The sequence below is a fragment of the Methylomonas sp. 2BW1-5-20 genome (assembly GCF_052474515.1).
This window is the reverse complement of the sequence record NZ_CP184127.1, coordinates 444,249-465,663: the sequence shown is the minus strand read 5'-3', so window position 1 is coordinate 465,663 and position 21,415 is coordinate 444,249. Positions and strand designations below refer to the sequence as shown.

At 54.5% G+C, this 21,415-nt stretch carries 25 protein-coding genes; 15 read left to right on the top strand and 10 right to left on the bottom strand.

Going from position 1 to position 21,415, the window contains the following annotated elements:
• The first annotated feature begins 555 nt into the window (after window positions 1-555).
• From tatA to ACH50O_RS02080, 10 genes are all read left to right on the top strand, one after another.
• The gene (gene tatA / locus ACH50O_RS02125; protein ID WP_446810411.1) at window positions 556-774 is read left to right on the top strand and encodes a twin-arginine translocase TatA/TatE family subunit; all 219 of its coding nucleotides are present in this window, start codon (window positions 556-558) and stop codon (window positions 772-774) included.
• Window positions 775-1,091: 317 nt separating this feature from the next.
• A complete protein-coding gene (locus tag ACH50O_RS02120; protein WP_446810410.1) occupies window positions 1,092-1,517 on the top strand; it encodes a DUF6152 family protein in 426 nt (141 codons plus the stop codon).
• A 35-nt stretch (window positions 1,518-1,552) separates the two neighbouring features.
• On the top strand, window positions 1,553-2,362 hold the full coding sequence (locus ACH50O_RS02115) for a hypothetical protein (protein ID WP_446810409.1): 810 nt from the start codon (window positions 1,553-1,555) through the stop codon (window positions 2,360-2,362).
• A 50-nt stretch (window positions 2,363-2,412) separates the two neighbouring features.
• Entirely contained in the window at window positions 2,413-3,441 is a 1,029-nt protein-coding gene (locus ACH50O_RS02110) for a hypothetical protein (RefSeq protein WP_446810408.1), read from the top strand.
• 34 nt (window positions 3,442-3,475) lie between these two features.
• Entirely contained in the window at window positions 3,476-3,973 is a 498-nt protein-coding gene (locus ACH50O_RS02105; RefSeq protein ID WP_446810407.1) for a DUF6644 family protein, read from the top strand.
• A gap of 10 nt (window positions 3,974-3,983) precedes the next feature.
• A complete protein-coding gene (locus tag ACH50O_RS02100) occupies window positions 3,984-4,457 on the top strand; it encodes a DUF6644 family protein (RefSeq protein WP_446810406.1) in 474 nt (157 codons plus the stop codon).
• A gap of 51 nt (window positions 4,458-4,508) precedes the next feature.
• Window positions 4,509-5,063 (top strand): cytochrome c, encoded by a 555-nt coding sequence (locus tag ACH50O_RS02095; RefSeq protein ID WP_446810405.1) that lies wholly within the window; start codon window positions 4,509-4,511, stop codon window positions 5,061-5,063.
• 322 nt (window positions 5,064-5,385) lie between these two features.
• Window positions 5,386-8,562 carry an efflux RND transporter permease subunit gene (locus ACH50O_RS02090; protein ID WP_446810404.1) on the top strand — a complete coding sequence of 1,059 codons (3,177 nt, stop codon included), beginning with the start codon at window positions 5,386-5,388 and terminating at the stop codon, window positions 8,560-8,562.
• Window positions 8,563-8,569: 7 nt separating this feature from the next.
• Window positions 8,570-9,775 carry an efflux RND transporter periplasmic adaptor subunit gene (locus ACH50O_RS02085; RefSeq protein WP_446810403.1) on the top strand — a complete coding sequence of 402 codons (1,206 nt, stop codon included), beginning with the start codon at window positions 8,570-8,572 and terminating at the stop codon, window positions 9,773-9,775.
• Window positions 9,776-9,957: 182 nt separating this feature from the next.
• The gene (locus ACH50O_RS02080) at window positions 9,958-10,389 is read left to right on the top strand and encodes a desulfoferrodoxin family protein (protein ID WP_446810402.1); all 432 of its coding nucleotides are present in this window, start codon (window positions 9,958-9,960) and stop codon (window positions 10,387-10,389) included.
• 333 nt (window positions 10,390-10,722) lie between these two features.
• Here ACH50O_RS02080 and ACH50O_RS02075 read toward each other — a convergent pair whose 3' ends face one another.
• Entirely contained in the window at window positions 10,723-11,508 is a 786-nt protein-coding gene (locus tag ACH50O_RS02075; protein ID WP_446812104.1) for a group II intron maturase-specific domain-containing protein, read from the bottom strand.
• A gap of 65 nt (window positions 11,509-11,573) precedes the next feature.
• On the opposite strand from ACH50O_RS02075, the gene ACH50O_RS02070 reads away from it, so the two are divergent.
• Window positions 11,574-11,711 carry a hypothetical protein gene (locus tag ACH50O_RS02070; protein ID WP_446810401.1) on the top strand — a complete coding sequence of 46 codons (138 nt, stop codon included), beginning with the start codon at window positions 11,574-11,576 and terminating at the stop codon, window positions 11,709-11,711.
• Here the strand turns inward: ACH50O_RS02070 and ACH50O_RS02065 are convergent.
• From ACH50O_RS02065 to ACH50O_RS02055, 3 genes are all read right to left on the bottom strand, one after another.
• Window positions 11,701-12,066: a hypothetical protein gene (locus ACH50O_RS02065; protein ID WP_446810400.1), complete on the bottom strand. Its 366-nt coding sequence runs from the start codon at window positions 12,064-12,066 to the stop codon at window positions 11,701-11,703. The two genes, ACH50O_RS02070 and ACH50O_RS02065, sit on opposite strands and share 11 nt — an antisense overlap.
• Window positions 12,067-12,661: 595 nt before the next feature.
• The gene (locus ACH50O_RS02060; protein WP_446810399.1) at window positions 12,662-12,985 is read right to left on the bottom strand and encodes a DAHL domain-containing protein; all 324 of its coding nucleotides are present in this window, start codon (window positions 12,983-12,985) and stop codon (window positions 12,662-12,664) included.
• Entirely contained in the window at window positions 12,982-13,185 is a 204-nt protein-coding gene (locus ACH50O_RS02055; protein ID WP_446810398.1) for a hypothetical protein, read from the bottom strand. Before ACH50O_RS02055 ends, ACH50O_RS02060 begins: the two co-directional genes overlap by 4 nt.
• Window positions 13,186-13,297: 112 nt before the next feature.
• Between ACH50O_RS02055 and ACH50O_RS02050 the strand changes: the two genes are divergently transcribed.
• From ACH50O_RS02050 to ACH50O_RS02040, 3 genes are all read left to right on the top strand, one after another.
• Entirely contained in the window at window positions 13,298-13,672 is a 375-nt protein-coding gene (locus tag ACH50O_RS02050; RefSeq protein ID WP_446810397.1) for a hypothetical protein, read from the top strand.
• 14 nt (window positions 13,673-13,686) lie between these two features.
• Window positions 13,687-14,040, top strand: a complete 354-nt coding sequence (locus tag ACH50O_RS02045) for a hypothetical protein (RefSeq protein WP_446810396.1) — start codon at window positions 13,687-13,689, stop codon at window positions 14,038-14,040.
• A 203-nt stretch (window positions 14,041-14,243) separates the two neighbouring features.
• Window positions 14,244-15,164: a hypothetical protein gene (locus ACH50O_RS02040; RefSeq protein WP_446810395.1), complete on the top strand. Its 921-nt coding sequence runs from the start codon at window positions 14,244-14,246 to the stop codon at window positions 15,162-15,164.
• Between the two features lie 76 nt (window positions 15,165-15,240).
• Here the strand turns inward: ACH50O_RS02040 and ACH50O_RS02035 are convergent, their stop codons facing one another.
• On the bottom strand, window positions 15,241-15,630 hold the full coding sequence (locus ACH50O_RS02035) for a hypothetical protein (RefSeq protein ID WP_446810394.1): 390 nt from the start codon (window positions 15,628-15,630) through the stop codon (window positions 15,241-15,243).
• 125 nt (window positions 15,631-15,755) lie between these two features.
• Between ACH50O_RS02035 and ACH50O_RS02030 the strand changes: the two genes are divergently transcribed.
• The gene (locus tag ACH50O_RS02030) at window positions 15,756-16,337 is read left to right on the top strand and encodes a TetR/AcrR family transcriptional regulator (RefSeq protein ID WP_446810393.1); all 582 of its coding nucleotides are present in this window, start codon (window positions 15,756-15,758) and stop codon (window positions 16,335-16,337) included.
• A 284-nt stretch (window positions 16,338-16,621) separates the two neighbouring features.
• Here the strand turns inward: ACH50O_RS02030 and ACH50O_RS02025 are convergent, their stop codons facing one another.
• The 5 genes from ACH50O_RS02025 to ACH50O_RS02005 all read right to left on the bottom strand — a co-directional run bounded on the left by ACH50O_RS02025 (window position 16,622) and on the right by ACH50O_RS02005 (window position 21,369).
• Entirely contained in the window at window positions 16,622-17,968 is a 1,347-nt protein-coding gene (locus ACH50O_RS02025; RefSeq protein ID WP_446810392.1) for a sigma-54 interaction domain-containing protein, read from the bottom strand.
• A gap of 384 nt (window positions 17,969-18,352) precedes the next feature.
• Complete coding sequence (locus ACH50O_RS02020) at window positions 18,353-18,721, bottom strand: hypothetical protein (RefSeq protein ID WP_446810391.1); 369 nt, start codon at window positions 18,719-18,721, stop codon at window positions 18,353-18,355.
• A 72-nt stretch (window positions 18,722-18,793) separates the two neighbouring features.
• Complete coding sequence (locus ACH50O_RS02015) at window positions 18,794-19,621, bottom strand: trypsin-like serine peptidase (RefSeq protein ID WP_446810390.1); 828 nt, start codon at window positions 19,619-19,621, stop codon at window positions 18,794-18,796.
• Window positions 19,622-19,624: 3 nt separating this feature from the next.
• Complete coding sequence (locus ACH50O_RS02010; protein WP_446810389.1) at window positions 19,625-20,545, bottom strand: hypothetical protein; 921 nt, start codon at window positions 20,543-20,545, stop codon at window positions 19,625-19,627.
• A 50-nt stretch (window positions 20,546-20,595) separates the two neighbouring features.
• Window positions 20,596-21,369: a M35 family metallo-endopeptidase gene (locus tag ACH50O_RS02005; protein WP_446810388.1), complete on the bottom strand. Its 774-nt coding sequence runs from the start codon at window positions 21,367-21,369 to the stop codon at window positions 20,596-20,598.
• Between the last annotated feature and the right edge of the window lie 46 nt (window positions 21,370-21,415).

The following is a 21,415-nucleotide window of genomic DNA, read 5'->3' as shown; positions in this document are numbered from 1 at the left end:
CAATATCGTCCGGCATTGCACTGTTGGGCATTGTTTTAATTTAAGTTTTCTGCTTTACAGTCACGCATTCAGCAATTGATGCCCGCTTCCGAGCAGTAGCGTTTCAATTACTGCACGCAGAACGCCAACCATCAAACCATCTGCTCCAAAAACAACAGCGCATGCTGACCATCTGGTGACCAGGCACCAGACTACCTTTCAGCAGCAGAACCAAAACCCGGATTTACCTAAGCCCCGCGTTCGACCTTGCAATCTGTTCACGGGACCGCGAGGTAGCAAACTCAAGCGCTGACGCTTCTATTAAGACTCTGTTGAATTATTTATCGACAAGCAAATTTCAGATTGGCATCCGAATTGCTCTAACTAGCCGGAACCAATTTCAACTATTTACAAATAACTTGTGAGGCGTGAGGACAGAAACCAAGTTGAACCGGCATTGCTTGTTCAAACCGTAGCTGCCGCTTTATCCAAAACCATCAAAAACAACCAGCTTGGCCTGACGACATCCCGGCCAAGCCGGTATCAATTCAAAGAAAACTTTAAAGGGAGAAAAATATGGGCTTGAGCATTCCCCACCTATTAGTGGTTTTAGCCATCGTGGTCTTGGTGTTTGGTACCAAACGCCTAAAAAATGTCGGGTCGGATTTGGGCGATGCCATTAAAGGTTTTCGCAAGGCCGTGAAGGAAAACGAGGAAGACAACGCTATCGCCCCAATCGACGTCGACAATCTGGTTTCTGAAATAGTCGGCGAACGCGAAAAAAGCAAAATATAGCTAAAGCGAGAATTCGTCGACGCTTGGCAGGAGACTGTGGGCAACACCGTTAAGTTAAGCAGTTTGATTGCGCTAGGGCTGAATCTATTCGGCCCGAAAAAAGCCTACAGCGCGAATGAATTTGCACCTAAGGCTTTTAACTTAACCGTATTGCGGGGTGAGGGGGATAAATAACGTCAGGCGTTGGTTTTATAAACCCCATCCTAACCTACTCCTTTCCGCCCTGCGGTTACCCAGGAAGAAGGAACCGTTCCGTCTTTTACGCCAGCCTCAAGAGGCCGGCACGATACACAACACCTATAAACAGGAGCCATTCAATGAACCCAACACCCAAGCTGCTAGGCGCCTTGGCAGTAGCCGGATTTCTCGGTGCCGCGCTGCCCGCTAACGCCCACCACGCCTTTTCCGCGGAATTCGACGCGGAAAAGCCTATCGAATTAAAGGGCCAGGTCACCAAGCTGGAACTGGTCAACCCGCACAGTTGGCTATATCTGGACGTAAAACAACCGGACGGCTCGGTCGCCAATTGGGGTTTCGAATTTGGCGCGCCGTTTAGCCTGAAAGAAAAAGGCATCACCAAAGCCAGTCTGCCGGTAGGCAGCGAGGTCAGCATTCAAGGCTTTCGCGCCAAGAACGGCAAGAATTTCGGTTACGCCGTAACCACCACTCTGGCCGACGGCCGAAGCGTTAAAACCGGCGGCGCCCAGGATGCGCCGGGCGCTCAAGCCGCCGCCCCGCAATAATGCCGATTCGATCCACGGACCAAGGAGATCACGTCTTGAATAAATTATCGATGAAGCAGGCTGCCGGTTTGCGCTCGCTCGGTGCCGCACTGGCCCTGGCCTCCGGCATCCTGATGACGTTGCTGCCGGTTGCCGCCGCCGAGGCGGCTAATCAGAAAATTCCGCGCCTGAACAACGGCAAACCGGATTTTTCCGGTATCTGGCAAACCACCAGTGCCGCCGATTACGATTTGGAACCGCATGCCAACCGCAAGGATGCGCCGCCCGGCGCCGGTGTTGTGGAAGGCAGCTATCTTCCTTACCTGCCCAAGGCGCTCGAACAGAAAAAGAAAAATTTCGAAACCCGCGACAGCAACGATCCGGCCCTAAAAGGCTACACACTGGGCGTGCCGCGCGGGATTTACTACCCGGAACCGTTTCAAATTTTCCAACGCAAGCAGGATCTGACGCTGGTGCATCAATTCGGCCATTCGGTGCGCACCATACATACCAATAACACCGACCATCCCAAAGACCCTTACGACTGGTGGCTGGGCGATTCGCGCGCGCATTGGGAAGGCGACACGCTGGTGGTGGACGTGAAAAACTTCAACGACAAAACCTGGTTCGACCGCGCCGGCAATTTCCATAGCGATGCGCTGCACGTCGTCGAAAAATGGACTTATTTGGACCCCAACACCATCGAATACACCGCCACTATCGAAGACCCCAATGTGTTCAGCCGCCCCTGGAACCTCGGCGTGATTCTGCATCGGCATCGGGAAAAGAATTTTCAATTGATCGAAGACTATCGATTCACGCTGGACTATGCCGAGCATTATCCGCCGAAGCCGAACGCGAAATGACACGCGGCAGTTGCTGAAACGGACAGGTTTAACGAATAGATGAGGATGTTATGAAACACAAAAAAACACATCGAAATCTCGGTGTTTCCGGTTTGGTGGCGCTGCTGTCGCTGGCGCCCCATATCGCATCGGCGGCCGACGAAGCCAAAAAGCCGGAGGCCCAGCCAGCGGCGCAAACCCAGCCGCCCGCGCCAAGACAGTTACGTTTAGGCGGACCGGGCATTCCGCAAGAAAAAAGCTTTCCAAAAATCGAATCCGGCAAATGGACCGGCCCCAGATTGGCGGACGGCCAACCCGACGTACAAGGACATTGGTCCAACACCATAGCCAACCACGACAATTTCACCGATCCGCAAGGCGGCATAGTTAATGACCCCAATCCCAATCGGCGGCCCAAAGGTCCGCGCGAAGAACGCGCCCCCAGCCGGGTAAGCGATCCGGCGGACGGCCAAGTGCCTTTTCAGCCGTGGGCGCTTGAGAAAGTTAAAGAATTTCAAGCCAATTTCAACGACCCGGTCAAACCCGAATATATCGAGCCATTGGCTCGTTGCGCGCCTGCCGGCATCCCCAAATCGCTGTATTGGCACGGCTACGAAATCAGCCAATATCCGGGCTATGTGCTGTTTCAGTTCAATTCCGGCACCCGCATCATTCATCTGGACGGTAAACCGCATCTGCCGGAGAACATCAAGTTGTGGAACGGCGATTCGCGCGGCCATTGGGAAGGCAACACCTTGGTAGTGGATGTCGCCAACCATAACGGCAAGGCCCTGTTTGGCCGCTCCGGCGAGTTCATCAGCGAAAACGGCAAAATTCAGGAACGCTACATTTTCAGCAACGAGCAACGCGACCGCTACACCTACGAAGCCGTGCTGACCGATCCGACCGTCTATACCCGGCCGTTCACCGTCACCGTGCCGGCCCGTAAATGGACTGAAAAAGACAAACCCAATGGCTGGCATTTCGAAGTTGAACCGGCCACCCATGCCAGCAAGGAATTGATCCTTGATCAATACGAACGCATCTGTGCCGAAAACAACGGCGGTTTCGGCCTAGTAGCGGAGGAAGGTAAAAAATGATCGGCAAATTCAAGCTGCCAACGAGGAAACATCCATGTCTCTGATTGAAATAGCCCAGACCCTGAACGATTCCGATCTGGGTACCGCATTGCGCGAATCGGTATATGCCTTCCCTATCGTCGAGGGCCTGCATCTGATTGGTCTGGCGCTTTCGGTCGGCTTGATACTATTTGTGGATCTGCGCCTGCTGGGTTTGTTCCTGAAACAAGTGCCGGTGGAAGACATCATGCATCCGTTGCGGCCCTGGCTGCTGGGCGGTTTTGCGACGACCATAGCCACCGGCGTACTGCTGTTCGTGGCCGCCGCCGCCAAAATTATCCTGCTGCCGGTGTTTTTTTATAAGCTGGGATTCATCGCACTGGCCGGCGTCAACGCCTTATGGTTCGAGCTGAAATGGGGATGCCGGGTCAGCGAATGGGGCACTTGGGCGGAGCCGCCCACCGCCGTCAAATTCGCGGGCTTTGCTTCCCTCACGCTCTGGAGCCTGGCGGTAATCGCCGGCCGCTTGATTCCCTATCTGAGCTACGAATAAAGGAAACCGCATGTCCACGCTCGAACTATTCAAAACGCTACAAACCAGCGACTTCGGCAGATTCGTCGGTGGCCTGGATCATCTGTTTTGCGCCACCTTGGAACTGGCGCATATCGTCGGTATGATCCTGGTGCTGTCGTCGATAGCGCTAGTCAGCTTGCGCTTATTAGGCGTCGGCTTACGCAAACAGGCACCCGCATTGCTGGCTAGGGCTACGTCCCGCTTTTTTTGGGTGGGCCTGGGCTTATTGGTGGTATCCGGCAGCTTGATTTTTCTGCCGGCGGCGACCAGCTATTATCCGAACGAATTCTTTTGGAACAAGTTGATCCTGCTGGCGCTGGCACTGACGGTACATGTCACTGCATATCGCAAAATCGCCTATACAGAACAAGTCAATCCGCTAGCCGGCCGAGTTACCGCCGTGCTCAGTTTAGGCCTTTGGTTTTCGGTGGCGTTTGCCGGCCGTTTCATTGGCTTTTTCTAAACCCCGCCAAACTCACCCCCGCGCCGGTAAATTTCGCTAAAGGAGTTAATTTTGAAACAAGCGCTACTGTTCTCGTCCGTACTGCTCGCCGCCGGGCTGTCTGCTTGCTCGCAACCTGCGCCGGAGCCAGCACCGCCCTCGCCGTTCCGGCCCAGCGCCACCGTGCAAGACATCATGCTGTCGATTATCGATCCCAATATCGACGCTGTCTGGAATTCGGTGTCTTCGGTCAGCACCGCGCAAGGCAGCGAGGAACGCCGGCCGCAAACCGATGACGAATGGAAAATCCTCAGACAACATGCTCTCACTGTGGCTGAAGCCGGCAATTTATTGTTAATAGAAGGTAGACAGATAGCGGCCGCCGGCGTCAACACGGCCAGCGGCGGCGCCGAACTGAACCCGCAAGACATACAACAGCTGATTGCCGCCAACCATGCCGAATTCGTCGACCGGGCTCATGGCTTGCACGACGCCGCGCTGGAACTGGTTGCCGCAATCGACCGGAAAAACCCGGAAGAACTGGAAGAAGCCGGCGGCAAGGTGGAACACGCTTGCGAACAATGCCATTCGCAATTCTGGTATCCCAACGACAAGCGGCCGCAATAAGTTTCTGATGCAAAACTGCTGCTAAATCAGCAGACCTGATGCTGTGCTGCTGAAATTCCAGCAGACTTGGTCCATTTGTTGTGGGCGGCGTTCCAAACCAACATCGGCAAGCCGCGGAATAGTGACTTTTTAAAATCCTTATATAACAACAGCAACCACTGAAGACGGCAACCGCGCCGCCACGAAACCGCATGAAAATAGAGTCTTGGTATGTGAATTGCTTACCAATGACGGCGTATAGTCTGTTCCCATACACCGATAAAAAACGCCGGGCCCTCCGACATGGGCTCCCAATTCAACCGGATCGTGTAAAACCCTCCTCATGTGGATCGTCCAAATAGCCCTACGCCGCCCATACACCTTCGTGGTAGCGGCTTTACTGATATTGTTGTCCACCCCTTACGTACTGCGGAAAATGCCGACCGACATTTTTCCGGTCATCGATATTCCGGTAGTGGCCATGCTGTGGGATTACAAAGGCATGACTCCCAAGGAAATCGCCGACCGGTTGACCGGTTCGGTGGAGCGTTCGATGTCCTTGATCGACGGCATCGAACACAGCGAATCCCTGTCTTTCGCCGGCGCGGCGATGATCAAAGTCTTCTTCCATCCCGGTACCGACATCCGCACCGCGATTGCGCAAGTCATGTCCAGCAGCAACTCGGTATACCGTTCCTTGCCGGCCGGCACCATGCCGCCTCAGGTGATTCAGTATTCGGCGGCCGATCTACCGCTGGTACAGTTGGGTATTTCCAGCAGCAGCGTACCGGAAACAGAGGTCAACGATCTGGTGAATAATATCGTCCGAACCGAGTTGCAATCCAAGCGCGGCGTGGCGATGACCAATCCCTTCGGCGCCAAGAACCGGCAAATTACATTGGATGTCGATGCACCAGCCTTGCTCGCTCGCGGTCTATCGCCCGCCGATTTAAGCGAGACGCTGGCCGCGCAGAACCTGATATTGCCGACCGGCACCGTCAAGCTTGGCAGCAACGAATACGATGTTACCCTCAACGGCGCCATCGCGTCGATTCCGCGCCTAGCCGATCTGCCGGTTCGCACCGTGAACGGCGCCACCACGCTGGTCCGCGATGTCGCCACGGTGCGTGACGGCCCCTCGCCGATTACGACCATTGCCCGCCAGAACGGCGAACGCGGCATCCTGACTTCGATCTTCAAGGTCGGCCGCACTTCGACGCTGGAAGTGGTGGACCACGTCAAAGAAACGATTCCGAAGATGCTGGCGTTGATGCCGGAAGGCATCAATATGCGCTTGATGTTCGACCAGTCGCTGTTCGTGAAGGCGGCAATCGGCAACGTGCTGCACGAAGCCCTGATCGCCGCCGGCCTGACTGCCGCGATGATCCTGCTGTTCCTGGGTAACTGGCGCACCACCTGCATTATTGCGGTATCGATTCCGCTGTCGATCATGTGTTCCCTGATCGCTTTATATTTAATCGGCGAAACCATCAATCTGATGACGATGGGCGGTTTGGCCTTGGCGGTAGGGATATTGGTGGACGACGCCACGGTCGAGATCGAAAACATCGAGCGGCAAATGCTGCTGGGCAAAAATCCGCATCAGGCCATCCTGGACGGCGCGGCGGAAATCGCGATGCCGGCGCTGGTATCCACGCTGTGTATATGCATCGTATTCGTACCGATGTTTTTCCTGGCCGGCGTGGCGCGCAGCCTGTTCGTGCCGATGGCCGAAGCGGTGGTATTCGCGATGCTCGCTTCATACGTGTTGTCGCGCACCCTGGTGCCGACGCTAGTCATGTATGTGATGTCCGGCCATCACGGCCATACCGATGCGCCGCCAACCAACCCCCTGGCGCGCGGCTTTCAGCGCCTGCATCAGGCTTTCGAGCGCGGCTTCGAACAATTTCGCGGCCATTATTTGGTACTGGCCGGTCATTTGCTGAAACATCGTTTGCGTTACAGCTCGGCGATTTTGGGCTTTTGCTTGGCATCGCTGGGCCTGGTGCCGCTATTGGGCGAAGACTTGTTTCCGGCGGTCGATGCCGGGCAAATTCGTTTACACATTCGCGCTCCGTCCGGCACCCGTATCGAGGAAATGCCGCAACAAATCGACGCTGTGGAAAAGGTTATTCGCGAACTCATCCCGACCGAGGAAATCAGCGATTTGCTGGACATCATCGGCGGCCCGTACAGCACGCGTAACACTTTGTTCGGTAACTCCGGCACCGTGGAAACCGCCGACACCGAAATCATGATCTCGCTGCGCCCCGGCGACCATGCCCCCAGCGCCGACTATATCAAACGCCTGCGCGCCGAATTACCCAACCGCTTCCCCGGTCTGGAGTTTTTCTTCCAACCCGCCGATCAGGTCAGCCAGACCTTGAACTTCGGCGTACCCGCACCTATCGACATCCAGTTCATCGGCGGTAAACCGGAAGAAGTCATGCCGCAGGTTATCGCGCTGGAAAATCGTTTACGGCAAATCCCCGGCATCGTCGATGCGCATATTTATCAACGTATGAACCGGCCGGCGCTGGACCTGGAAATGAATCGCCAGCAATTGCAACAACTAGGTTTGTCAGCCCGTGATCTGGCGCAAAATCTGCTGTTGACCCTAAGCGGCAGCATGCAAACCGCGCCGTCGTTCTGGTTGAATCCGGCCAACGGCAATTCGGTGAATATCGGCGTGATGGGCAATCCGCTGGATTTCGATAACCTGGATGCCTTGATGCGCACCCCGGTCGGCGGCGGCAACGGCCAGCCGCAACTACTGGGCAATCTGGTCAAATTAAAGCGCACGGTGATGCCGGCCGCAGTGACACATTACAACGCCAACAATGTGTTCGATGTATACGCCGGCGTGGAAGGCCGCGACCTGGGATCGGTCAGTCAGGAGATCGAAACCTTGGTTGCCGAGGCGCGCGAGCATCTGCCGCGCGGCGTCGAGCTGAATGTGCGCGGCCAGATCCAAACCCTGAATAGTTCGTTCACCGGTCTTGGTGCTGGTTTGGCCGTCGCGATTGTGTTGCTGTACCTGCTGCTGGTGGTGAACTTTCAATCCTGGCTGGACCCGATGATTATCGTCAGCGCCCTGCCCGCTGCGTTGGCGGGCATCGCCTGGACCTTGTTTTTGACCGGCACCACCTTGAGCATCCCGGCCTTAACCGGCAGCATCATGGCCATGGGCGTGGTCACCGCCAACAGCATCTTGCTGGTGTCTTTTGCCCGTACCCGGCTGGCGGCCGGCGTGCCGCCGGTGACGGCAGCGCTGGAAGCGGCGGCAACCCGGCTCAGACCGGTGCTTATGACCGCCTTTGCGATGATCGTCGGCATGTTGCCGATGGCTATCGGCTGGGGCGAAGGCGCCGAACAAAACGCGCCGCTGGGCCGCGCGGTGATCGGCGGCCTGACCTTCGCCACGGTGTCCACTTTATTGTTCGTACCGCTGGTGTTTGCCGGCACTCACCGCTGGCTGGTCCGCCGGCAGTCGAATCGTACCCTCTTCGTCACTCCATAAAACTTTTATGAACAGTATCCCCTCATCTACCTTTGCATTGCCGTCCGTCGACAATCCGCACCGTACCCTGCTGGTAGTCAAGCGGCTCGGATTAGGATTGTTGTTGTTATTACTGCTGGCCGGAACCTGGCGCTTGGCGCAGAATCTACAGCAAACGGAAACCTTACAAACTCAGACGGCGGCCAGCTTGCAGCGAAGCGTGATTGCGTCGCACTCCCGCCCTGGCGAGTCGACCCGTAAACTGGTGTTGCCGGCCAGTTTACGCGGCAATACCGAGACTCAAATCTTTGCCCGCAGCAACGGCTATTTAAGCGTCTGGCACAAGACCATAGGCGATCAGGTTAAGAAGGGCGATTTGTTGGCGGTTATTGACGTACCCGAGTTGGAACAGGAACTAGCGCAAGCGCGCGCCGCGCTGGCGCAAGTGAAAGCCCGCCTGGAACTGACCCGCACTACTTTGCAACGCTGGACGCAATTAAACGGCACCGATAGCGGCACGCAGCAAGAGTTCGACGAAAAGCGCAGCGCTTTTCTGCAAGCCGAAGCCGATTTCGCAGCGGCGCAAGCCAATGTCAAACGTCTGGAAAATATCGAAGGCTATCGGCGTATCGTCGCGCCGTTTTCCGGAGTAATTACCCGTCGAGCGGTCGATGTCGGCAGTCTGATCGTCGCCGGCAATCAGGAATTGTTTGCGTTGACCCAAACCGACCCGCTGCGGTTGACGGTCTGGGTGCCGCAAGTCTACGCCGACGACATCAAGGCCGGCCAGGAAGTTTCGGTTCGGGTGCAGGATTCGCAAGCCAAACCGGTGAGTGCGCATATCGATCATGTAGCCGGTGCGTTGGATCCAGTCAACCGTTCCCGGCAAGTGGATATAACCCTGCCGAATAAAGACGGTAAATTACTACCCGGTTCCTACGTGGAAATTTCGATTAATGTCGCCGGCAAATCCAACCCTTTGGTGGTGCCCGCTAATGTGTTGGTGATCGACCAGGCCGGCCCGCATATCGTCGTCGTCGATGCGGAACACCGCATTGCCTTTCGCCCGGTGAAATTAGGCCGCGACTTTGGCAAGGAGTTGGAAATATTGGAAGGGATTACCGCCAGCGACATACTGGTCGCCAGCCCATCCGATCTACTGGTGGAAGGCGAAACCGTCACCGTTACAGAAACACAGCCTAAGCCGAGTCAGAAACCGGCCGGCAAATCGTGATAAAGTCAGACCGCTGCGGCCGTTCAGCCGTTGGACCGCAGCGGACACCACCGCCAAACTGAGATAGTAAGCGATGACAGCAAGACCCCAACCGGCTCAAGCTTAGGACTAAATACCGATAAGGTATTTCAGTAACCTTCGCTGAATATTATTAAATCACTAACTTTCAATCAGGAATCATCATGGAACGTAGAGACTTTATTCGCTTATCCGCCGCCGGCGCCGCCGCCGTTGGTTTGATTACTCCGGCCCTGGCCGGCGCCGAACCCGGCAAACAGCCGACCCCGCCGGGCGACGTGTTTTATACCAAGGACTCTCAAGGCCGTTGGGCCGGCAAGGCCGCTACGCATTTGCCGGTGATCGAAGCCGGCAAGGCAGACGGTAAAACCACGGTCAAAATCACTACGCCGCACGAAATGAAAGGCTACGAGCATTACATCGTCAAACATGTACTGCTGGATAAAGACTACAAATTCCTGAACGAGCGTCTGTTCGACCCCAGCAAAGACCCGGTAGCCATTTCCGAATTTAGTCTGGCGGGATACAGCGGCACGGTTTACGCATTAAGCCTGTGCAACAAGCACGATCTTTGGCTGAGCAGCGCCGAGGTTTAAAGCAGTGGAATCAGCGATAACAGGGACGTTATCGCCGTTTGATCAACTATTTGCCGACGAAACTTCCCGGACATCGGCAGTCATCGGCCGGATAAGCCAGTGCCAAGCTTCAAAACTCAAAATCCCTGCAAGTTACACTCACGATAGCAGGTATGAAAACTTAAAAACCATGAAATAACTAAACGGTGGGTTGACCGGAGTTATTTCTGTTTTTGACGCTATCGGTAGAGTCGAGATGTGGCGCGGTAGCATTAGGTTTGGCTTGTCTGTTGCCGCCTCTTTTGTTTGACGGTGCCCTAATAGCCTTACCGTAACCCCGTTTCCACACCCAGCTCATCGAACCGGACTGGCGGATCTCCCGCATCCGGCTCTCGGACAAGACATCACGTTTTCACCCACGGCACGTCGCATCCCAACCGGGTCAGGCGCACAAGACCAAGTGTCTCGTAAAGATATGAAGGTGGATAACCTCCGCCCGAATGACCCCCTGACTTTGTATTTGTGGCGCAACCACCGACGCAACCGCGCCGCTGTATAGTTGTCGAGCGCCCGATAGGCGCGATTGACGGTGCCTACATTAAAGTAGTTCGCCCATCCGCGCAGCATGCGATTCAACTTGTATATCAGCATCCTGGTTTCATGCCATGACATTGCATATGCCGTCAGGACATGTATTTTCTCGACCATGCGCCGAATACTTTTCTTCGATGGTCGGTAGCTCAGATAGGGTTTACCGCTTTGCGGCCTATACATCAGACCGAAGGTGTAACCCAGAAAGTCAAATTCGCCTTCCGGCACCTTGCACACTTGTGTTTTCTCCTCATTCACCATGAGCTTTAGCTGCTCCATGATCTTACGCATCCATTGCAAGGCTTCTTCGGCCTTACCGCATCGGCATAAGATCACCAGATCGTCAGCATTGGTAACGATGCGGCTGCCGAGCCGCCACTCCAGCCCAAGAGACTTCCATGCCAACACAAAACGTCTCATGTATAAATTCGACAGTAGGGGCGAGATAGGCGAACCTTGCGGAATGCCTCGTCGGTTATATTTGGCTTCGGTGGTGCGTGTCTGCCGTCCTTGTCTGTCGGTTTCCTCCACGGCACATTCCAGCCACATCGTGATGAGATGTAACACACACGCCGATCTACGACACGGCGAGCCACCGATTTCAATAGCTCAGCATGCGGAATACTTCCGAAGTAATCGGCGAGATCAGCATCCACGACGTCAAGATGACCTTTGAACATATGGCGATTGATTTCGCCAACCGCCTGTTGGGCATTACGGCCCGCTCGGTAGGCATATTGCTCATCGAGTAAATCGGCTTCGAAGATCGGTTCCAATATCAGCATCGCTGCTGTCATGCAGACCCGATCCCGTAAGGTCGACATGCCCCAGCGGCCTTAGCTTGTCATTGGGTTTGGGGATATAGATTCGTCTGATAGGATTCGGTCGGTAACTCGCTTCTCTGAGCGCAAGCGCCAGTTCACCCAGCCACCTTTCCCGTCCATTCGCTTCAACATCGGCAAAGTCCTGATGGTCCACGCCCGCCGCGCCCTTGTTGGCACGGCAGCAGGCATAGGCATGCGCCAAGATGTCTTCCCGGTATATCTTGTCGTACAGCGCGTAGAAACGATAGCCGGCTTCAGCCTTCGCTTTTGCGTGTAACGCCATCTGCAGTTTCTGAACTTTTAGGGGAGTTGATAGGTTGCCCAATCTCCGGTCCTTGCCTACTTAGTGCGTTGATCTTGAACTAAGGCCCCTTCCCTCCACCGGCATTGCCCGGCTTCCCCGGCACTACGAACCTCTCCGCCACCCCACGGCGCCCGGCCTGTCCATCGCGGGCGTCCGGTTGGTCATCGCTGACCACGCTGTAGGGCTTCCCGTGTTGCGTGCGCTTACCTTGTGTACATGCTGTCACCACTACCCCGGCGCAGCGACTGGAGATGTTCTTCGCTCATTTTCCCCAGCCGTATCAACCTTCCCCGAAAGGGCTGTCGGGTCGGCCTGCGCATCGACCTTTTCGAGGCTTGCTCAGTGTTCACTCGCGTTACGGCCTGCACACTCGCTGAATCGCCTAACGCGATCTCTTTACATCGAAGGCTCCAGCCACTTCGTTACCTCCATGACTGCTCCGATTGCTTCCGGTCGGAGCGACTTAGCCGGGTGGGTCTCTCACCCACAGGTCAAGCGCCGCCTTTGCACGGCGCACACCCGTTGCGGTCTATCGTTCATTCTGATTCAATGGCAGCAATAGAATGGTCATCAGTCATAACCACCTATCGCCGATGATATACAGAAAGAAAAAATCATATTCGGCGTTTGCCGGTTGCAAGTCGGTTTGCAAACTCTTCGATAAAAGCAACAGCTTCTGCCCGGCTTTGGTTAGAGCATCGTAGTTAGCGAGCAGGCCAGCCCTCGCCAGCAAAATATCGCGCATCAATTCCGCATCGCGTAATTCGATGATGCGCAGCGTGCTTTGCAGGCGGTTACGCCGCTCCAGTTCCGGACTGGCGCTTTGTATCCATAAATAGGTTAAGGCCAGCAACAAACCGACGATGATCAGCCTGGGCTGCCAGGAAATTGCGATCATAGATGGGCTGCTTTGTTGATGGTCAAAGCCTTGCCGGCATACTCACCGGTCAAGGTGTTTAAAAACTTAACGATAGCATCGCGCTGTCTCACCGCCAGTCGCTTGCCCAATTGATGCTCGGCCATCGTCTCCACTGCAGTTTCCAGGTTGACGGCGCGGCCATCGTGAAAATAAGGCGCGGTGACCGCGACATTACGCAAACTCGGCACCTTCTTTTTGGCACGGTACTAGCGTTACTAGAAACAGAAGTTGTCAGCAGCTTCTTTACCCGAGACGAGTTCTCAGCACTTAAATCATTTTAGGAGTATTTCCATGCAAACTAAGCTTATCCCCATCCTGGCTATTTCGACCCTGTTCGCCGCCAACTCCCATGCCAACGCCTTCTCACTCAGTACCGGAGATCCGGATTTCAAAATTGCCACCGGCTCGCGCCTCGGCAGCACAGATAAGATTGAAATAGAATCGGCGGACGATTTCGTGCTAACCCAACATACCCAGTTAAATCACGCCACCTTCACCGGCTTATTGGCCGGCGCCACATTGAGCGACGTCGCCAACGTCAATGTAGAGATCTACCGGGTATTCGGTAAGGATCGGTCAATCCGCCGTCCGGCCGCGTTCCTAACCGCGTCAACTCGCCTTCCGACATCGTCTTTGAAACCCGCGAATCGGCCAACAACTCACTGAGCTACAGCGTCACCTTGCTAAGCGCTAACGCCACGGCCGCAAATTCGGTACTGAACGGCATAGACCCGATTCCAGATCAGACCACCGGCGGCGAAGGCGCGCTTTCCGGGCAGAAAGCAAAATTCGATGTGGATTCTAGGAACGCGATTTCGCTCGCGGCCGACCATTACTTTTTCATTCCGCAGGTGAAATTAAAAAACAGCAATTTCCTTTGGTTGTCGGCCGCCAAACCGATTGTCGGCAGCAGCGGCCGATTTAGCCCTGACTTGCAATCCTGGATACGTGACGAAAACCTGGACCCGGCCTGGTTGAAAATCGGCACCGACATCGTCGGCGGTACTGCCTTTCAAACCGAGAACCCTAACTAATCAACCGGTCACGCCGACGGATATCAGGAATATACCCATTGCCCGGGATACTGATCTCCTGATACCCTTTAAGCCCTATCCGATAAAAGTCGCGCGAATTTGTGTACGCTAGCGAACAGACGCACATGAAGGAATAGAAAATAATTCGCTTGATGCCGAGTCAACATGGCATCGATATCGATTCTTTAAACAGACTATTCTCCATGACTAAAACCAAATATCGTTCCGTGTTTACGGATGCCACCGACCAACAACGCTGTGAAAATTTCGAAGACTATTGGCGGTTTACCCAAGGTCACAGCGGAGAATTACTGGAAGAGGAACAGGACTTGTCCAAAAAGCGGACCACCTTGAAAAAATTTCAACAGCATCCCGTCAGATTAAAAACGCCTATTGCCAATCCGGATAGTTTTTATCGAAATTATGTCGAGCTGGTCGATGATCCCAAAACACTGGAACCATTGATATTGCTGCTATGCGCTATTTATAAATTTGCCCGCCACGAATGGGTCGGCATTAAAGCCGCTTGGGATGTCACACCCGACATGGCGCATTGCGTTGCGTTAGAAGACAAGATTTCCCGCGTGCATTTGGCTGAAGAGTTTTGCCATGTGCGTTTGTTCGACGAGATGTTGAAAACCTGCGGCCTGGAGCAGGTAAAATGGGTGCCGCTGTCGCCGTTCAAAGAAAAAGTGTACGAACAGTTTCCAAAACTTCCCGGTTTTATCATAGATACGCCGGCCTTCGTTACCGAGTTAATGGGCGTTACGTTTTACTGTCATTTGTATCGCTTATTCGATGAGATATTGGTCGATGAACCGGAAGTGCGAGACCGGCTAAAAGCCTTACTCGACGAAATTACCATTGACGAGATTGCCCACGTAGGACAGCGGCGCAACTTTATCGGCCCGTTGGGAATTAGAGTGGCTCAATCTTTAGTCAAACCGCTCTATACCAATTTCTTCAAAGATATACCGGAAGTTGCCGAAATAATGGATGTCAAGCAAATGATACGGGACGGTCTGGCTTTCGACTTTAACCAATTGCCGGATTATATGATCGAACGCAGCTGGATTCCGTCGTATTGCAAAACGCCATCCGAAAGTCAGCAATACCAAGCCTAGATTAATCTTGTTGTCCGGGAAGCCAAGCTTTCCGGGTACCGGATCAAGTATAAATACTCCGCTTACTACTTAGTGATTACAAGGCATGCCGCAATAGAGCAATCCCCACGCCGCCAAAGCCGATTGTCGTTATCACGAAACTGGCCGCCGAAAAAACCTTCCATTTGGTTTTATTCCAAAAATCGGGATCGAACGCCGCGATAGTGAAAATGGTGGGGTTAGCAAATCCGCCTATGGCCACACACCAGCAAGCCAAAACCGGCAATTCGATACCCACGCCGTAGAAGCCTAAATTAAATAACGCCATCAGCGCGTAATCGACATGCGCTCTAATCATGGTTTTGTAATCGACCAAAAACTTACCGTCGATGCCGTCGATAGGGAACCAACGGGCAAAGGTCATCAGCCATGCCGACAGGATTAATGCGGCCATACAGGCGACGGCACCTACTAATAAAACTTCCATAACACCTCTTGTTGATTGTTCAATTAAAAATTTACTATCGAAAATCCAAACTTACCAGTCAGTAAGTTGTACTATTACTTACCGTTCAGTATAGTGTCAAATTGTTTCTTGTCTTTAAGATCAGAATGGAAATTAAACCGCGAGACCGTATCCTGCAAGCCGCGTCAGAGCTATTTTACCGTCAAGGCATCAAGGCTACGGGGGTGGATGCGATAGCCGCCCTGGCCGGCTCCAACAAGATGTCACTGTATAAGCACTTTCCATCCAAGGACGATTTAGTAATTGCCTTTCTACGCAAGCGCGACGCGGATTTTCGGGCTTGGTTCGTCGCGCAGATCGACGGCAGGGCCGAGCATCCCCAAGACAAATTGCTGGCGGTTTTCGACGTGATAGGCGAATGGCTGGCGATTCCGGAGTTCCGTGGCTGTGCGTTCATCAACGCGGCGGCGGAGTTTCCGCTCGAGGGTAATCCGGTACACCAGGTGTCTGCAGAGTTTTACGATCAATTCCGTGTCTACATCGGCACTTTGGCCGGCGAATGCGGCATCGCATCGCCTGAAAACCTAGCCCTACAATTGAGTTTGTTGGTAGAGGGGGCGATCGTATCGGAGCAAATGAAGCGTCATTCCGGCGCGGCCGAACAAGCGAAACAGGCCGCCAGTGTGTTGATCCAAAACAGCCTGAATGCCAGCAATACCACCTACTAGAGAAAGGCTAAGCCGTTACGCCATGATATAAAAACGGCACTTGAGTTCAGGGCAAAAGCTTACTCAATTCCGGTTGCTTAAGTTTGGTAATGGCGAATTCGGTCCCGATAATCCTGAGGCACCTTGGTTTTCCCACAGTTACTTTAAACAATTATCGAATGATGCCGCTCGCGGTTATAAATTCGAACACTGCTCCGGCCACTCATTGTGGTCAGGAATCCGGACATTTTTCGATTTATACGGCCGGCAAAAATAGAGCTATTCGGCAAGTGATCTCGTAGTTATCAGTGACCGAATCGATGCTTGCGCAATAGATAAGGCAAGTTTCGCGGATCGATACCCAACAAACTTGCCGTGTCTTTCTTGACGCCGTTGGTTTTTTGCAAGGTCTCGAAAATAATTTGCTTTTCCAGCGCATTCAGCTTTTCCCTCAAACCGTTAAACGCCGCGTATTCCTTATCGTTATCGGCGCCGGCAGATTTCAGTCCCGCCAAATTAATCGGCAGACTACCGGGGGCGATAATATGATTCTGTTCGACAATTGCGGCATGCTCGATCACATTTTCCAGTTCGCGAATATTGCCCGGCCAATCGTGCTGCATCAGTAAGGTGTATGTAGCGGGGGCAATGGCGTCTATCGATTTACCCAGATTGACATTGTTTCGATAAAGAAAATGTTGAGCCAATAACTGAATATCCTGCTTACGCTCCCGTAACGGCGGTAACGGTATCGAAAACACATTCAGCCGATAATATAAATCCTCGCGAAATTTTCCCTGTTTTACCGCCGCCGCCAGATCGACATTGGTGGAAGCCAGCACCCTGACGTTGACAGGTAAAGTAACCGAACTACCTACCGGCTCGAACTCATGTTCTTGCAACACCCTGAGCAGCTTAGCTTGACCGGCCAGGGACATACAGCCGATTTCGTCCAACAGAATTGTGCCGCCGTTGGCCTGCTGGAAACGGCCGCGGCGGTCGCGTATCGCCCCGGTAAACGCGCCCTTTACGTGGCCGAACAGTTCGCTCTCCAACAGGGTTTCGGATAACGCGGCGCAATTGACTTTCACGAACGGATGATTGGCGCGCAGACTGTGCACATGAATGGCATTGGCCACCACCTCCTTGCCGGTACCGCTTTCACCTTGAATCAACACGGTGGCATCGGTTTTAGCCACCGAACCGATCAAGCGGCAGACATCGCGGATTTTTTCGCTCTGGCCGATGATGTTTGGAAAATCTTTCAGCTCCGCCCAGACTTGATCGCCGGTGCCGAGGTAGGAATAGGCGCTCACCGTGCCATCATCGCTAGCCCTGGCGATCAACACCAGATACTTTCCGGCCTGACAATCGATACAAAACGCATCGAAAGCGGTACCTACCGCGCCGCCGACTTTAGCGATGAAACACAACTCGCAGGCCAACCGACTCCCACAACACGTCTCCGCGGTACCGGGAAATTGAAACAGCGCTTTATAGCTAAGGTTTTGCAATGCCTCTGCCGGCAAGCCTGTCAACCGCGCCGCCTGCGGGTTGGCATCGAGAATACGTTCGCTCTCTATATCGACAATAAAAACCGACTCGCCGATTGCATGGAAAAACGCCTGGTAAAGATCGGATGCACTATTCACGCTTGCCTCCCGGTATCGTTTTTGTGTGGGGCGGTAGACGCCCCTCTGCTTCTGCCGGATGGAAATCAGATGCTATGGATACGGCAGCGCTTCGCCGTGATCGAGGCAGCCAAGGATAGCTAGTACATGAACCTTCCTTTTCTTGCTGACCGGGACCGGCTAGATCTCATTTCAACAGAGAGCGGCAGGCCGCTGCAAGTGAAGCTTCGCACGAAGAACCCGGGTATTTTTTCACTGTCTTGCAGCCGACGTAGCCGGCAATCGGAATATCGCCTAGCGTTTGCTGAATCGCGCTACAGCAAAACAATTTCCATACTCGTGATAGCGAGACAAGAAAGTGGGACAGGGAACGCACCGATGGTTGCATACGTCTTGCAAGGATAATTAAGGCGTATCGCTCCGGTTCAATTCCAAGAGATTCGCATACACATACTCCTTCAGCAATACCGGTGCCGGCAGCTCTCTTACGTAAGCCAGGTCTCCGGCGGCTACCAATAGAAAAATTTCCGCGCCCGGTTGCCGTAAGCGCGCGACTTTGAGCAAACGTTGCACCGAAAAATTCGGCGCGGAAACGCTGAGTAGAATCAGTGCAAAATGCATCTGACGTAATTCTTTCAATACCGACTGAATGGAAACGGCCGTGCGGATATGCGTGTACCCCGACGCCAACAGATAATTTCTAAGTCCCTCGCGAAACGGCTTCTGCCGATCGAAAATCAGGATAGCGGCCGATTTTTCGAATCTGTTTGCCATCTTTTGCCTCCAGCCGCGTATCGCGCAGACAGAAGATCTATCTGCGCGAGCCATTATTATTCTGCGTCCGGTTTAGGCGTGCGGCGGCAGCGTTCTAATCCCGTCGGCTATCAGTGTGCGCACGGCGGAATTCAACAGTATGGCCTTCTTGCGGGCGCCGTTATCGATATCGCCGGCATGTAAGGCCAGCAGCATGGGTTTGCCATCCCGGAATTGCCAGATCGGGCCGCCGCTCATTGATGGCGCACTGTCCAGTCCGTGAGCGATCAGCGCCGCCGTATCGTCGATATCCGGAAACAAGGTACGTGAGAGTATGCCCTTGGTTCGTGGCCCAGGCTCGGTGCAGCCGTCTATCCTGATCCTGCCGATAATGCGCCCCCTACTGCGATACATGGCTTGAGCCTTGTTATCGGTAGGGCGTACCGGATAACCGGCCAGATGGGCAGCAGTTGTGGCGATCGACGCCGGCTCGAACGGCAGCAGCGGCCAAAATCCAGCCTCCGCCGGCCGCGCCAAGCGGATAATGGCCAAGTCCGCATTGGCCGTCTGGCAATCGTTCCAGCGCCAACGCGGATTTACCGACCAGGCATCGGCGCGAATGGGCGGCCGCTTGTCGTTGGCACCGTTTTGCCCCGGCAGCACTACGACTTCCCGCATAGCATGCGGATCGTTCCGCGGATAAAGCACATGCGCGCAAGTCAACACATGATAGCGGCTCACCAGCACGCCGGAGCCGAAGGAATGGCCGCGATTGGCGGTACTCACATGAATCCGGCAGATGCAGCGGAACGGCGCGGACGAAGTATCCAACACGCGCGTCAGCGCCAGCGGCATAATCGGGCCAGCCGTTTCGCCGCTGGCGCGCGGAGCCGGTTCGGCTCGTCCCAAATGCAGATACATAAGTTAATACTCGGCGTAAACGGTTTTGGCTTTGTTTTTTAAAAGCTCGCTTAGGCGTTGACCGAAATTGGCTTCCAAAGCGGCTTTCTTATTCAAGATGCTGGAAAATTGCCGCCTGGCCCGAGCAAATGCCTCCAAACCATTGACGATATCCTGATCCAGCTCCAGCAATTTCCGGTTCAATCCTGCCGCCGACAACCCAGCCGGACCGCCTGCCTGCCCACATAGCTCGCGAAAATACTCCGCAATCCCCGACCAGTGGAACGCGAACATCACAGAAGTTGAGCCCGGCCGAATGAACGAGTCATCCCCACCGGCCAAGGCGTTGCTCAACGCCGCCCACAATCGCGAGCCGATTTTTGCATCCAGATTTCGATTATTACCAATCTGCACTAGCGCCCGGCGCATCAGCTGTTCGTGACACGGTTTGACTGTGACCGCTTCCGGCGGAAAATCGATTTTGCTTTGAAACTCTATCAGCACCGAGCGATTGCGGGCACGCCCTACCCGGTCGGTATTGGATCCGATATAGGTATCGACCGGGGCCGGCCCGAAGAATTTGAGCTTGCTTCTGGCCACCGGCCCCAACAAATCCCGAATCCGCCGCGCCCGCTCGCGGCGCAGCCAAGTGTGATAAGCGGCGTTACCCGGACCGATACAATCGGTAAAACCGTGTATCCTGATTTCGGCGATGGCGGGATCGGTCTCGAAGCGGCGTAACAGCGGAGCAAGCTCGATTTTCGCCGCCCCTTTGACGCTGCGTCTATCGATACCAAAATCCGCGACCAGCACGCCTTTATCGGTAATTTCAACGTCTTTACCCAGAACACCGGCCGCAGTATGCGATAAGGCCACCTCGCCGGGGTCCGGATTGCATGCGGCCGGAGCCGCTTGCCCCAAACCTTCATCTGCCTGAATATACATATCTAGCACTCCTTTCCGTTAGCAAACTCGTAACAGCGCTACCGAACGATTTAAGGCGGACAAGGCGCCGTCCCCCGGCACATGCAAATATCGATGGGATCGACGCCAAAACCGGCGACGCGCAACGCGAACGCCTCGTAACAATGAGCATTCGCGCGTCTGACACCATGTAACAAGAAATCGCGATACAGCAAATGCAGCATTTCGTGAATGATTACACCCGCCCGGTAATATGGCGCCGGCAATCCGCGCAATCCGGCCGGCGGCGTCCAAAAGCCGGCGCATAGATTTAAGGTGTTCGCTTCCCCGGCAGGATTGACCCAGGCATTGGCGGTGGTCGAACAACAAGTCAAATCGTTATCGGCACAGCCCGCCGTGGTCGGCAAGCAATGAAAAGTGGTATTGCGCCCGCCCTTCTGCAAAGCCTTGGCCACCGCCCGGAAGCGCTTCGCCACACTGGTGGCCGACTCCTCGCCGCCGGCCCAGGGAATCGGCTGATTAGGCGGATGGTTGAAGAAAAACCTAAAAAATTTGACGACGCCTGGGTCGCGCGCCTCGAGTTTGCCGGCGGCGTTATCGGCCAGTTTTATCGCCTCGCGGATGGCCTGACGCAGCACCGCCCGGCATTGCGCTTCGGTGCCGATACCGCAATTCGTGCCCGCCGCACAATCGAACCGAAACACTGGTTGCACCGCCGCCGAGGCTGGAGCGGGTTGGCCGAAACCGGCCAGCGTGTTGGCGTACCTTTCAAATCCGCCGATGCCGTCCGCCTCGGATTTTCCGGCGAAACGCGGGCCGGTGACTTGGTTTGCAAATAGATACATGGCATTTCTCCTATGCTGGTCGCGTGGCTATCGGCTTGAAATTGAT

Excerpts from the sequence above, each read along its gene's own strand:
- tatA (WP_446810411.1), top strand. The coding sequence starts at position 556 with ATGGGCTTGAGCATTCCCCACCTATTAGTGGTTTTAGCCATCGTGGTC.
- ACH50O_RS02120 (WP_446810410.1), top strand. The coding sequence starts at position 1,092 with ATGAACCCAACACCCAAGCTGCTAGGCGCCTTGGCAGTAGCCGGATTT.
- ACH50O_RS02110 (WP_446810408.1), top strand. The coding sequence starts at position 2,413 with ATGAAACACAAAAAAACACATCGAAATCTCGGTGTTTCCGGTTTGGTG.
- ACH50O_RS02105 (WP_446810407.1), top strand. The coding sequence starts at position 3,476 with ATGTCTCTGATTGAAATAGCCCAGACCCTGAACGATTCCGATCTGGGT.
- ACH50O_RS02100 (WP_446810406.1), top strand. The coding sequence starts at position 3,984 with ATGTCCACGCTCGAACTATTCAAAACGCTACAAACCAGCGACTTCGGC.
- ACH50O_RS02090 (WP_446810404.1), top strand. The coding sequence starts at position 5,386 with ATGTGGATCGTCCAAATAGCCCTACGCCGCCCATACACCTTCGTGGTA.
- ACH50O_RS02085 (WP_446810403.1), top strand. The coding sequence starts at position 8,570 with ATGAACAGTATCCCCTCATCTACCTTTGCATTGCCGTCCGTCGACAAT.
- ACH50O_RS02080 (WP_446810402.1), top strand. The coding sequence starts at position 9,958 with ATGGAACGTAGAGACTTTATTCGCTTATCCGCCGCCGGCGCCGCCGCC.
- ACH50O_RS02075 (WP_446812104.1), bottom strand. The coding sequence starts at position 11,508 with ATGTGGCTGGAATGTGCCGTGGAGGAAACCGACAGACAAGGACGGCAG.
- ACH50O_RS02070 (WP_446810401.1), top strand. The coding sequence starts at position 11,574 with ATGCGGAATACTTCCGAAGTAATCGGCGAGATCAGCATCCACGACGTC.
- ACH50O_RS02065 (WP_446810400.1), bottom strand. The coding sequence starts at position 12,066 with ATGGCGTTACACGCAAAAGCGAAGGCTGAAGCCGGCTATCGTTTCTAC.
- ACH50O_RS02060 (WP_446810399.1), bottom strand. The coding sequence starts at position 12,985 with ATGATCGCAATTTCCTGGCAGCCCAGGCTGATCATCGTCGGTTTGTTG.
- ACH50O_RS02050 (WP_446810397.1), top strand. The coding sequence starts at position 13,298 with ATGCAAACTAAGCTTATCCCCATCCTGGCTATTTCGACCCTGTTCGCC.
- ACH50O_RS02040 (WP_446810395.1), top strand. The coding sequence starts at position 14,244 with ATGACTAAAACCAAATATCGTTCCGTGTTTACGGATGCCACCGACCAA.
- ACH50O_RS02035 (WP_446810394.1), bottom strand. The coding sequence starts at position 15,630 with ATGGAAGTTTTATTAGTAGGTGCCGTCGCCTGTATGGCCGCATTAATC.
- ACH50O_RS02030 (WP_446810393.1), top strand. The coding sequence starts at position 15,756 with ATGGAAATTAAACCGCGAGACCGTATCCTGCAAGCCGCGTCAGAGCTA.
- ACH50O_RS02020 (WP_446810391.1), bottom strand. The coding sequence starts at position 18,721 with ATGGCAAACAGATTCGAAAAATCGGCCGCTATCCTGATTTTCGATCGG.
- ACH50O_RS02015 (WP_446810390.1), bottom strand. The coding sequence starts at position 19,621 with ATGTATCTGCATTTGGGACGAGCCGAACCGGCTCCGCGCGCCAGCGGC.
- ACH50O_RS02010 (WP_446810389.1), bottom strand. The coding sequence starts at position 20,545 with ATGTATATTCAGGCAGATGAAGGTTTGGGGCAAGCGGCTCCGGCCGCA.
- ACH50O_RS02005 (WP_446810388.1), bottom strand. The coding sequence starts at position 21,369 with ATGTATCTATTTGCAAACCAAGTCACCGGCCCGCGTTTCGCCGGAAAA.